Here is a 12,098-nt window from a genome sequence, read left to right as displayed (position 1 = left end):
CGCCGCGCGTCCCGCCTCAGGCGTTAACCTTGAGGCGGGACGTCGTCGCGGGCGCCGTCAAAAATCCTCGCGAATAAAACGGAACGGATAGTCGGCGGTTTTCACTTTGCCGATTTTGCGTTTCGGCAATTTGACCGGTTCCGGATGCAGGCTCTTGTAGGGAATGTGCGACAGCAGATGGGTAATGATATTCAGCCGGACGCGTTTTTTCTCTTCCGAGCGGGCGACAAACCACGGCGCCCAGGCGGTGTCGGTGGCGGCAAACATCGCATCCCGGGCGAGGGTGTACTCATCCCAGCGGTTAAACGACTTGATATCCATCGGCGACAGTTTCCAGATTTTACGCCCATCATTGATGCGATCCCGTAGCCTGCGTTCCTGCTCTTCCGGGGTCACTTCCAGCCAGTATTTCAGCAGGATAATCCCCGATTCCACCATCGAGCGTTCTACCAGCGGCGCGCCCTGCAGAAACTTCTCCACTTCATCGTCGGTACAAAAGCCCATTACCCGCTCGACGCCCGCCCGGTTATACCAACTGCGGTCGAAAATCACGATTTCCCCGGCCGCCGGCAGGTGCGGAATATAGCGTTGGAAATAGAGCTGGGTTTTTTCTTTGTCGGTTGGCGCCGGGAGCGCCACCACCCGAAACACTCGCGGGCTGACCCGCTCGGTGATCGCCTTGATGGTGCCGCCTTTACCGGCGCCGTCGCGGCCTTCAAAGACGATGCAGACCTTGAGGCCCTGGCTGACCACCCACTGCTGTAATTTGACCAGTTCAACGTGAAGCTTCCGCAACGCCTTTTCATAGGTTTTGTCGTCGAGAGGCTTCATGTTGCTGGCGCCGGCAACGCCCTTGGTCTTCTTTTTGTTTCCCATGGTTATCGCTCCATCAGGTGAGGGAATGGGACAGGTGTTGTGTAAAGTGTAAACAGCAACGGCAATTTGCGCGGACTTTATTAGATTTCCGCCGCTTAGCCCGAATGCCGGACACGCCGTGATGGTGGTGAAAGTCCAGAATTGGACAAACTAGCGCTTTTTATTGGTCAGGGCGGCGCATACCGTGAGCATGACGTATTGAAAATGGACCAGGTGGTCCGGCTGCCGGATGTCAACGGCAGCGCACTAACAAGGAACTGACTGATGAAATCAGCACAAGGTATGGCAATTCTTCTGGGTTGTGCACTGGCTTTTTCCGCCAGCGCTATGGACAAAACGGCCGGTGGCGCCGCCGCCGGTGCCGCCGTCGGGGCGTTAACCGGTAAAAGCGTGCGTTCGACGCTGCAGGGCGCGGTGGTCGGCGGCGGCGTTGGCGCGATGACCGAGCACGGTGACAAAGGCAAAGCGGCGCGGACCGGCGGAGCCATTGGGGCGGCGGTTGGTGCGGGTGCCGCGGTGGTCACCGGCAATAGTGCGCTGAAAGGCGCGGCGCTGGGCGCCGGTGCCGGAGGGATGATCGGCAAAGCCTCCGATTAATTGAGTTCAGCCGTATGGCTTCGGCGATACGGCTGCCTGCGCTGTTTCCCCGTTTTATTTCCCCCACTGAACGACCTCGTGCTGGCCCCTTACGGGCATGCAGGGATTGGGCCATTTGATGGACAATCGGGTCACCACGTGTTTTTGTCTGGTCTGCCACTACGCGATGGTCAATAATGCCGGTCGCAAATCCAAAAACATGTGATGACCTGAATGAAAAAGACGATTTTTTCGCTGGCGCTGGGCACCTTTGGCCTGGGGATGGCGGAATTTGGCATTATGGGCGTGCTGCCGGAAATTGCCCATGATGTCGGGATCTCGATTCCCGCCGCCGGGAATATGATTTCGTATTATGCGTTTGGCGTGGTTATTGGCGCCCCGGTGATGGCGCTGTTTTCCAGTCGTTACTCCTTAAAGTCGGTCATGCTGTTCCTCGCCGCGCTCTGTATTATCGGGAATACCCTGTTTACCTTCTCCTCCAGCTATCCGATGCTGGCGCTGGGCCGTCTGGTGTCCGGCTTCCCGCACGGGGCCTTTTTTGGCGTCGGGGCGATTATTCTGTCGAAGGTCGCGCCGCCGGGAAAAGTGACCGCGGCGGTCGCCGGGATGATCGCCGGGATGACGGTTGCCAACCTTATTGGCGTGCCCGCCGGGACCTGGCTCGGGCATCAGTTCAGCTGGCGCTATACCTTTATGGCCATCGCCCTGTTTAACGTGGCGGTGCTGGTGTCGATCCTCTGGTGGGTTCCGACCCTGTTCGACCGCTCGACGACGCGTCTGCGGGAACAATTTCACTTTCTTAAATCACCGGCACCGTGGCTGATCTTTGCCGCAACCATGTTTGGCAACGCCGGGGTATTCGCGTGGTTCAGCTATATCAAGCCGTTTATGATCAACGTATCCGGGTTCTCTGAAAACGCGATGATCGCCATCATGATGCTGGTGGGGCTGGGGATGGTCATCGGCAACCTGCTGAGCGGTAAAATATCCGGCCGCTTCAGCCCGCTGCAGATTGCCACCGTCACCGACGGCGGCATTGTGTTACTGCTGTTGCTGATCTTCCTGTTCGGCGGGGTGAAAAGCGCCTCGCTGCTGCTGGCGTTTCTGTGCTGCGCCGGGCTGTTTGCGTTGGCCGCGCCGCTGCAAATCTTGCTGCTGCAAAACGCGCGCGGCGGCGAAATGCTTGGCGCCGCCGGCGGGCAAATCGCCTTTAATCTCGGTAGCGCCATCGGCGCCTTCTGCGGCGGAATGATGATCACCTACGGCTACGGCTGGAACGCGGTGACGCTCCCGGCGGCCTTGCTCTCATTCCTGGCGATGACCTCGTTGCTGATTTACGCCCGCTACCAGCGGGTACGCCTCGCGGCGGGCGTGGTCAGTTAAGCAATTTTCCACGGTTCGCCGAGGGTCAACATCAACCGGTTGGCCCAGGCGAAGAACGCCGCCGATTGCAGTAGATCCAGCTGAGCCAGGGTATCCAGACCCTGCTGCTCAAGCCCCGCAAGATGCGCGGCGTTCAGGGCCGGCGGCGTCACGGACAGGGCGGCGGCAAATTCGATTTGCGCCTGCCAGCGCGGCGACTGACCATCGCTCAACCGTTCCCCCGGCGTCACCGCCAGCAGGGTATCAACGGCGGTCTCCTCTTTTGCCAGTTGCGCCGCCTTACGGGCATGCACCGACGCGCAATAAATACAGCCGTTCACCTTACTGGCGACCGTGGCGGCCAGCTCTCGTTCCGCGCGCGGCAGGCCGCCAGGGGTATAGAAGATGCCTTTGTCGGTCAGGGTGCGCTGCTCCAGCAGCGGCTGATTGCGCGCCAGCAGACGGAAATATGGGGAGTCCGAGTGGCCAAATTTCGCCAGCGTCTGCTGCTCGGCCTCGCTGAACTCCGCCAGCGGTTTGGCGTCCAGCCAGGGTTCCCAGTTCAGCTCCTCGCGGGTGAAATGTACCGGGGCCGGCTTGCCGCTCAGCGTGTGCGGCGTGGTGTGCCAGAAACCGGCGGCGACTGGCGTCGCGGCGCTGGCGCTGGTTTTGCCGTTCAGCAAGCGCAGGCCGTTAAGTAGCCGGCTCTGGAAACTGACGAACGCAATCAGCTGAGCGAGGGTGACGATGCCTCGCGAGGTCCAGCCGGCGCGGGTTAGCGCCTGTATCGCCGCAGGCGTGGCTTCCACCGGCGTGAAGGTTAACAGGCGGGCAAACGCCAGCGCCGGCGTCAGCCGCGCCGAGGTGGGATCGGCGAGGCCAAATCCGGCATAGTGGGCGGCCAGCGCGTCGGCCTGATGCAGCTTCGCCACTTTGGCGGCAATGGCGAAACGCTCATCCGGCGTAAAGTCCTCGTCCTGCTGGCTGAACAACACTTCATAGCTACCCTGAGCGTGGCGGGTTGCTGCCTCGCGCACGGCACGCGCCTCGGCCAATGGGGAATGCGGGGCGATCTCTGCCAGTTCGGCCAAAATATCCTGACTCAATGTCATGGTGACTCCTACCTTAGTTGCGGGGCGATATGCTGAGCGATCAGCTCAATGGAACGCAGGGTGTCGCGGTGCGATGGTTCAACGGAGTGCACCTGGAACGAAATATCGGTGACGCGGGCGAGGACGCTGTCCTGCGCCAGCGATGCCTGGACATGGTCGATATCACCGACGTGGGCGTCGAACTGTGCCAGATGGTATGTGACAGTGTCACCTATTACCTGATGGCCGGCGGCGCGATGGGCCGCCGCCTGCTGGCGCAACCCCGGTTCGGCGACCTGCAGGGCGTAGGCCTGGCTGTCGGCCACAAAGGCGGTGCGCGAGGCGAGGATGCGCGGGGCGATACCGGCGGGCAGCGCCGCGAGATAGGCATCGATCAGCGGATTCTGGATCGCATCCAGCGTTAAGTCCGGCTGTCCGGGCGGGCGTGGCTGAGTCCGGGAGAGCATTAAACCGTGACCGGCCTGGCCGGCACGAACGGCGCCCTCTATGGAAAAGGTCGCGATCCAGATCCGTTGTGCCAGCTGCGGCGCGGGAGGATAGAGATGATTGTCAGGATGGGCGAGAGAATCGCCGCGCCAGGCGCTGTGGATCAGATGCAGGTTGTCGGCGAAGGCCGCCCCACGCTGCTCGCTGGTTAAGCCAAACGGCAGAAATGAGGTTGGCGTACCGCCGGAACCAAATCCCATCTCAAGCCGCCCGTCGGCCAATAAATCCAGCACCGCCGCGTCCTCGGCGACCCGCAGCGCATTTTCCATCGGCAGCGTAATAATGGCGGTACCGAGACGGATCCGCTCGGTCTGCGCCGCAACATGGGCGAGAAAAACCAGCGGTGAAGGCAGGCCGCCTTCTTGTTCGTGAAAGTGGTGCTGCGCCACCCACGCGCTGTCGAAGCCGAGGCGCTCGGCGTGACGAATCTGCTCGGTTGCCAGCCGGTAGCGCGCTTGCGGGGTGGCATGGTCCAGCAGGCGGGTGAAAAAGCCCAGGCGTTTACGCGTCATGCGATCTCCTTGCTGAGGGTGGATACGTGAGGAATGGCGGCGATGAGCTCGCGGGTGTAGTCGTGCTGGGGCTGGCTGAACAGGCGGCTGACCTCGCCGGACTCCACCACCTGTCCGGCGCGCAGCACCGTGACGCTCTGGGCGATGCGGCGTACCGTCGCCAGGTCGTGGGTAATAAACAGGTAGCTCAGCCCCAGTTGCTGTTGCAGCTGCTGAAGCAGGGCGAGGATCTGCGCCTGCACCGTGACGTCCAGCGCCGAGGTGGCTTCATCGAGGACCAGAATCGTCGGCTCCAGCACCAGCGCCCGGGCAATGGCCACCCGCTGACGCTGGCCGCCGGAGAGCTCGCGGGCGGTGCGTGTCAGCAGTTCTGGAGCCAGCGCGACCCGGGCGGCAACCGCCTCAACCCGAGCGCGGCGAAGCGCCGGGGGCAGCGGCTCAAAATTCTTCAGCGGCTCTTCGATAATCGCAAACAGCGTCTGGCGCGGGTCGAGGGAGGCGAACGGGTTCTGATAGACGAACTGAATTTTGCGCCGCAGCTGGCGCTGTGCCTCGCGGCTTAAATGACCAGCGTCGATCCCGTCAATGGCGATGTGCCCGCCGTCGGCGCGCTCAAAACCCAACAGGATCCGCGCCAGCGTGGTTTTTCCCGAACCAGATTCGCCCACCAGGGCGTGAGTCGTGCCGCGTCTGACCTCGAAACTGACCGCGTCCAGCGCCTGCAGCTGCCCGCTCCCCAGGGCAAAACGTTTACTGATATCGACGGCGCGGATCGCCGGGGTGCTCAGCGTATGGCGGCCCTTCACGACAGCGGTCAGCCGCTCGCCTTGCAGATCGCTCAGCAGCTGGCGGGTATAGGCGTGCTGCGGGGTGCGCACGACATCCGCCGTCAGGCCCTGTTCCTGAATTTCTCCGTGGCGAAAAACCAGCAGCCGGTCGGCGCGCTGGGCCGCCAGCGCCAGATCGTGGGTGACAAACAGCACCGCCGTTCCGGACTCCCGGCGTAGGGCATCAAGCAGGTCGAGAATGCGCTTTTGCACGGTGACATCCAGGGCGCTGGTCGGTTCGTCGGCAATAATCAAATCCGGTTTAAGAGCCACGGCGATGGCGATTAACACCCGCTGTTTCATGCCGCCGGAGAGCTGGTGCGGATACTGATTGAAGCGCTGTTCGGGGTGGCTGAGGCCGACTTTGGTTAACAGCGCCAGCACCTGCTGTTTACGTTCGAAGGCGCTGGTTTTCTGATGCAGGCTGAGGATTTCTGCGACCTGAGTGCCGATGGTTTGCACCGGGTTCAGGGCATTGCCGGGGTCCTGCGGGATCAGGCTAATGCGCGCGCCGCGCAGGTTATCGAGCCGCTTTCCTGACCAGCGGCTAATGTCCTCGCCGTTGATCTCGATGCGCCCGCTGTCGCGCCGGGCGTTGTCTGCCAGCAGGCCGATAATGGCCTGGGCGGTGGTGGTTTTGCCGGAACCGGATTCGCCGACCAGGGCCAGCATTTCGCCGGGGTTGAGGGTGAAGCTAACGTTATGCACCACTTCCTGCCAGCGTTGATGCGAGCGGTAGCTGATGCGCAGATTTTCCACGCGTAATACGTTCATGAGCGCTCTCCGGTAAATTGACGGCTGATGCGGTTTGCCGCCAGCACCACGGCGATCACCGCTACGCCGGGGAAGGTGGTCAGCCACCAGGCGGTCGACAGATAGTTCCGTCCTTCGGCAATCAGCAGCCCCCATTCCGGCACCGGCGGCGGGGTGCCGTAGCCGAGAAAGCTCAGGGTGGAGAGGGCGAGGATCGCCTGACCAAACTGTAAGGTGGCGAAGGCCAGCACGGCGGTCAGGGAGTTGGGCAAAATATGCCGCCAGAACACGGCGAAGAAGGTGCCGCCGCTGCCGAAGGCCGCCTCGACGTAGTCGCTGTGGCGCACGCGGACCACTTCCGCTCGCGCCAGACGGGCAAAACTGGCCACCGAGGCGGCCCCGACGGCCACCGCCGCGTTGACGGTGCCGAAACCGAGCAGAATGATCACCGTTAATGACAGCAGCAGCGACGGGATTGCCAGCAGCACGTCAACCAGGCGCATCACCAGCGATTCGACGCGTCCGGCCGCCGCACCGGCCAGGGTGCCGAGGGTGGTGCCGACCAGCAGCCCAATGGCGACCGCCGCCAGCGCCGCGGAAAGAGAGTGCACCGCGCCGTAGACGATCCGTGTCCACAGGTCGCGCCCGAGCTGGTCGGTGCCCAGCCAGTGCGCGGCCTGCGGTGGCAGACGTTGGGCGCCAGCGATGCCCTCCAGCGGATCGCCGGCGCTGAACCACTGTGGCGCCAGCGCCATCAACAGCGCGAGGATCATCACGCTCCAGGCCAGCCATAATCCCGGACGCCAGCGTAGCGGCTGGCGCAGCGGCGCCCGTCGACGGACGGCAGTGGCATAATCAACAAGGCTCATACTGCCCCTCCGGTGACGGTGTTCAGACGAGGATCGAGCAACGGCATCAGCAGATCCACCAACAGGTTAATCAACACAAAGGCGAGGGCGGAGATCATCACCACCGCCTGTAACACCGCAATATCCTGATTGTTGACCGCCTGCTGGGTCAGCTGGCCCAGGCCGCCGCGGCCAAATACGGTTTCGGTGATTAAGGCGCCGGCAATCAGTTCCCCCAGCAGCAATCCGGCAATATTTAACACCGGCAGCAGGGCGTTACCGGTGACGTGTCGCCACAGGACGGCGGTTTCGCTCATCCCTTTGGCGCGGGCGACGGCGACAAACGGCTGGGCGGCTACCTGGTCCATACTGCGCATCAGGATCTGCGCCAGCGGGGCGGAAATGGGCACCGCGACGGCAATAACCGGCAGAATCAACCCCTGCAACGGCCCCGGGTTGATCACCGGGATCCAGCGCAGCTGGAAGGAGAAAAGCTGAATCAGCGCGATGCCTAACCAGAAGGTCGGCAGCGAGATAAACAGCACCGGTAAGGATTGCAGGGCATTGCTCAGCCAGCGCAGGCCCGGCAGGCGGGCGGCAAAGGCCAGGCTGAACGCCAGCGCGATGGCGAGGATAAACGCCGGGACCGCCAGGCTCAGCGTATCCGGCAGATTGCTGGCAAGCAGGGTGCTGACCGCGATCCCCGCCTGCAATGAATAGCCGAAATCCCCCTGTAACATCGCCGCTAAGGTGTGAAAATACTGGCGCCAGAGCGGACTGTCGGCCCCGTAGGCAAGGCGCATTTCGGCGATTTGTGCCGGACTGAGGCCGAGATCCGGATTCTGGAACTTGATCAACACCGCATCCCCCGGCAGCACCTGCAGCAGCACGAAGGAGAGGGTGAACGCTGCCCACAGCACCAGTAAACCGGAGCCGAGACGGCGCAGAAGGTGGTGGCTCATTCGAGGCTCCTTAGTGCTTTTCCAGCCACGCGCCGTAGAACGACGGGCGACCTACGGCTTCGAAACTGACGCCTTGCACCCAGGGCGCGCCGGCAAAGACCTGCGGCTCTTCAAAGATCGGGATCACGTAGGCGTTATCCAGCAGATAGCGCTGGGCATCTCCGGTCAGCTGCAGCCGTTTTGGCGCATCGACTTCGGCGGAAATGGCGGTCAGCAGATCGTTGAGCTTATCGTCACGGAATTGCTGCACCTTGTCGCTGGAGCCGCCCCGTTGCAGCAGGGCATCGCGGTTGGCCGGGAAGAACATGCTTTTCACCACGTCCGGGTCCGCGCGGCCGACTTCCGACACGGTCAGCGGGGTCTTCAGCGGGTCAAGATTATCGATAACCCGACTGCCGGCGTCGCCGGCTTTCACGCTCAGCGCGACGCCGACCTGGCGCCACTGTTGGGCAATCAGCTGCAGCACCTCTTTGTTTTGCGGCTGCGGCAGAGATTCATAGACCGTCAACGCCAGGCGCTGGCCGGCTTTCTCCCGGATGCCGTCGGCGGCTGGTTTCCAGCCGGCCTCATCGAGCAGCTGACGGGATTTGTTCTGATCGAAGGTCAGCTTGTCGCTAAGATTAACGTAGCCCGCCGCCGTGCTGGCGAGCACCGACGTGGCCTGCGGATAGTTGGCGGAGAACAGGGTATCGACGACCTGTCTGGCGTTGGTGGCGTGCAGTAACGCCTGACGCACGCGCAGGTCAGCAACCAGCGGGTTATCGGGGCGGAAGCTCAGGCTGTCGTTGACCCCACGGGTCGGCGCAGCATAGACCCGCAGACCCTGATCGGTGGTCTGTTTCTCATCGTAGGCCTGAACCTGGCGGATAAATCCGGCCTGACCCGCCAGCAATGCGCCGATACGGACGCTGTCTTCCGGCGTGACGATAATGGTGATCCCGTCGAGATTGGCCGGCCCCTGTTGCGCCAGGTTTTTCGGCCCCCACTGGTAATCCTTGCGGGCAACCAGGCTCAGTTCGCGACCCGGTTTTTCATCTTTGACCACGAAGGGCCCGGAACCGATGATATGGCGCGCATCGCCAAGCTCGTCGAAATTGCGCTGCAGGGTGCTGAGGGAAACCAGCCCGGAGCCGATGGTGGCGGTGCCTTGCAGGAAGCCCGGAGATGGTTTCTTGAAGTAGAACCTGACGGTCAGCGGATCGATAACTTCGCTGTGGTCGTAATTGTTGATGACTTCCGAGACCGGCAGACGCTGGGCCTTATTACCGAGGCCGTAGGTATCGAAATTTTTGGCGACCGCGTTAGCATCCAGCGGCGTGCCGTCGGAGAAAGTCACGCCGGGGCGCAGGGTAAAGGTGTATTCGGTTTTGTCGGCGTTGGTGACCCAGCTCTGTGCAATCCATGGTTCGACTTCCAGGGTCTTCGGGTTTTGCCAGGTCAGCTTATCGGTGATCTGGTTAAGGATCCCGCCGTTGGGGTAGAAGCCTCCGGCTGGCGGATAGAGATTGGTGTGCGGTTGTTGCTCCAGATAGACTAATGTTCCCCCTTTGACCGGCGTGGCGGCGCCCCAGGCGGAAAAAGCAGCGGAGAAAATGAGGGCTGCCAACGCGGGCAGGCGAACACGGCTTTGCATGGTGAATTCCTTTGTTATCTATTGTCTTGCCATCATCGGGTGCGGCTAAAAACAAAGGAACCAAGGAATTGCGCTAAGCATTTGCGGAAAAGGCATTTGCCGCGTTGGGGGAATATCTGCTGTGGGCAGCGAACGACGCAGTGGGGTAAAACGGCCTCTCCCGGGCGGGAGAGGCGCGAGGATTAGCGGCGGAAGTCGATAACCATACGGCCGCGAATCTGTCCCTGTTCCATCTCTTTAAAGATAGCGTTGATATCGCCCAGCGGACGCAGGGTCACTTTCGGTACTACTTTGCCTTCGGCGGCGAACTGGAAGGCTTCGGTCAGATCCTGACGGGTGCCGACCAGTGAACCAACCACTTCAATACCATCCAGTACCAGGCGCGGAATATTCAGGCTCATGGCTTCCGGCGGCAGGCCAACGGCCACCACGCGGCCACCGGCACGTACTGCGTCAACGGCAGAGTTAAACGCCGCTTTGGCGACGGCGGTGACCACCGCTGCCTGTGCGCCACCGGTTTTTTCCTGAATCACTTTCGCCGCATCTTCGGTGCGGGAGTTAATGGTCAGGTCAGCGCCCATTTCGCTTGCCAGCGCCAGCTGTGCATCGTTGACGTCGATGGCGATGACTTTGGCATTAAAGACGTTTTTCGCATACTGCAGCGCCAGGTTGCCGAGGCCGCCGAGGCCGTAGATTGCAATCCATTGACCCGGTTTGATATGCGACACTTTCACCGCTTTATAGGTGGTAACCCCGGCACAGGTGATGCTGCTGGCAGCAGCGGAGTCCAGCCCGTCCGGGACTTTTACCGCGTAGTTGGCGGTGACGATGCACTCTTCAGCCATCCCGCCATCGACGCTGTAACCGGCATTTTTGACCGAGCGACACAGCGTTTCGTTGCCGCTGTTACAATAATCGCAGTGGCCACAGCCTTCAAAGAACCATGCCACGCTGGCACGATCGCCTGGTTTCAGAGAGGTGACGCCTGGGCCGACCTGCTGAACCACACCGACACCTTCATGGCCGAGAATGATCCCGGTGGTGTCGCCAAAATCGCCGTTTTTCACGTGCAGGTCGGTGTGGCACACGCCACAGCACTCCATTTTCAGCAAAGCCTCTCCGTGTTGCAGAGGGCGCAGTGTTTTTTCCGTTACATTGACCTGATGATCCTGGGTGACAACGGCTGCCTTCATATCTACTCCTTGAAATTTGAGGAAAAAATAGTGGTATTACTTAGGAATAATACTCATTAAGGATTAACCCATATGGCAAGGAATGCAAGCGCAGTAGTCAAATGTGTGGGATTTGTCAACACGGATAGTGAAAAAGATGGCTATCTTCCGCTCGCATGGCTGTTAATAATGATGAAACACAAATGTCATTATTCTTTCATAGCTTATCGGCACGCTGTCAGCGACAAATTTCTTATAACGACAGAGTGATACAACAATGCATCTGGTAAAAACCATCTTCAGCGCTGCACTTTTCCTGTCTGCTGCCGTTCAGGCTGACAACATCCTTGATTTTCCACAGCCGGAGAACAACCCGGAAGAGTTCTACGCGGTCACCGAGATCCCGACCGGTGGGATTATCAAGTATGAAACCGACGCCAAAACCGGCTTTATTATTGCCGACCGTTTCCAGTCAATGCCGGTGGCCTATCCGGCCAACTATGGTTCACTGACCCAGTCGCTGGCGGGGGATGGCGATCCGCTGGACGTGGTGTTCTACACCCGCGCACCGATGGCACCGGGGACGCTGATAAAACTGCGGGCCATCGGCGTGCTGAAAATGATCGATGGCGGGGAGAAGGACGATAAGATCATTGCGGTCCCGGCCAGCAAAATCGACCCGACCTATGACGACATCAAAAACATCAGCGACCTGCCGAAAATTGAGCAGGAACGCCTGCAGGCCTTTTTCCGCGTCTATAAGCAGTTACCGGATGGCCGCAAAAAAGTGGAGCTGAACGGCTTTAATGATGCCGATGCCGCGAAGCAGGAAATTAAACAGGCCTGGGATGCCTGGAAAGCCAAAAAACCGCAATAAGATAAAAACAGGCGTCTGACGGCGCCTGTTAACCACTCAATCTGCAAAGACTACCGCCTGCCATTTTTTCTTCTGACTCGC

At 60.8% G+C, this 12,098-nt stretch carries 11 protein-coding genes; 3 read left to right on the top strand and 8 right to left on the bottom strand.

Annotated elements, in window-relative coordinates; all coding sequences use genetic code 11:
* Positions 1-57 precede the first annotated feature (57 nt).
* Positions 58-876, bottom strand: a complete 819-nt coding sequence (ppk2, locus tag HF679_RS06605) for a polyphosphate kinase 2 (protein WP_123754255.1) — start codon at positions 874-876, stop codon at positions 58-60.
* Positions 877-1,140: 264 nt separating this feature from the next.
* Between ppk2 and HF679_RS06600 the strand changes: the two genes are divergently transcribed.
* Both HF679_RS06600 and araJ read left to right on the top strand, forming a co-directional pair.
* Positions 1,141-1,473, top strand: coding sequence for a glycine zipper domain-containing protein (locus HF679_RS06600; protein ID WP_123754256.1), 333 nt, complete (start codon positions 1,141-1,143; stop codon positions 1,471-1,473).
* A 213-nt stretch (positions 1,474-1,686) separates the two neighbouring features.
* On the top strand, positions 1,687-2,856 hold the full coding sequence (gene araJ / locus HF679_RS06595; protein WP_123754257.1) for an MFS transporter AraJ: 1,170 nt from the start codon (positions 1,687-1,689) through the stop codon (positions 2,854-2,856).
* Here araJ and HF679_RS06590 read toward each other — a convergent pair.
* From HF679_RS06590 to adhP, 7 genes are all read right to left on the bottom strand, one after another.
* Positions 2,853-3,947, bottom strand: a complete 1,095-nt coding sequence (locus tag HF679_RS06590) for an alkylhydroperoxidase domain protein (RefSeq protein WP_123754258.1) — start codon at positions 3,945-3,947, stop codon at positions 2,853-2,855. The genes araJ and HF679_RS06590 overlap by 4 nt on opposite strands.
* Positions 3,948-3,955: 8 nt before the next feature.
* Complete coding sequence (locus HF679_RS06585; RefSeq protein WP_187042759.1) at positions 3,956-4,945, bottom strand: putative FMN-dependent luciferase-like monooxygenase; 990 nt, start codon at positions 4,943-4,945, stop codon at positions 3,956-3,958.
* Complete coding sequence (locus HF679_RS06580; protein ID WP_123754260.1) at positions 4,942-6,546, bottom strand: dipeptide ABC transporter ATP-binding protein; 1,605 nt, start codon at positions 6,544-6,546, stop codon at positions 4,942-4,944. Before HF679_RS06580 ends, HF679_RS06585 begins: the two co-directional genes overlap by 4 nt.
* Positions 6,543-7,394, bottom strand: coding sequence for an ABC transporter permease (locus tag HF679_RS06575; RefSeq protein ID WP_154143789.1), 852 nt, complete (start codon positions 7,392-7,394; stop codon positions 6,543-6,545). Before HF679_RS06575 ends, HF679_RS06580 begins: the two co-directional genes overlap by 4 nt.
* Positions 7,391-8,335 (bottom strand): ABC transporter permease, encoded by a 945-nt coding sequence (locus HF679_RS06570; protein WP_187042758.1) that lies wholly within the window; start codon positions 8,333-8,335, stop codon positions 7,391-7,393. The genes HF679_RS06575 and HF679_RS06570 overlap by 4 nt, the downstream gene beginning before the upstream one ends.
* Positions 8,336-8,345: 10 nt before the next feature.
* A complete protein-coding gene (locus HF679_RS06565; protein WP_123754263.1) occupies positions 8,346-9,968 on the bottom strand; it encodes a TIGR04028 family ABC transporter substrate-binding protein in 1,623 nt (540 codons plus the stop codon).
* A 182-nt stretch (positions 9,969-10,150) separates the two neighbouring features.
* Complete coding sequence (gene adhP / locus HF679_RS06560) at positions 10,151-11,161, bottom strand: alcohol dehydrogenase AdhP (RefSeq protein ID WP_123754264.1); 1,011 nt, start codon at positions 11,159-11,161, stop codon at positions 10,151-10,153.
* Between the two features lie 256 nt (positions 11,162-11,417).
* Between adhP and HF679_RS06555 the strand changes: the two genes are divergently transcribed.
* Positions 11,418-12,017: an inorganic diphosphatase gene (locus HF679_RS06555; protein WP_123754265.1), complete on the top strand. Its 600-nt coding sequence runs from the start codon at positions 11,418-11,420 to the stop codon at positions 12,015-12,017.
* Positions 12,018-12,098 lie beyond the last annotated feature (81 nt).

The sequence above is a fragment of the Enterobacter sp. JUb54 genome (assembly GCF_014298075.1).
GTDB classification, from domain to species: Bacteria; Pseudomonadota; Gammaproteobacteria; order Enterobacterales; family Enterobacteriaceae; genus Klebsiella; species Klebsiella lignicola.
The sequence above is the reverse complement of the archived record's forward strand: the minus strand, read 5'-3'. Positions and strand labels throughout refer to the sequence as shown.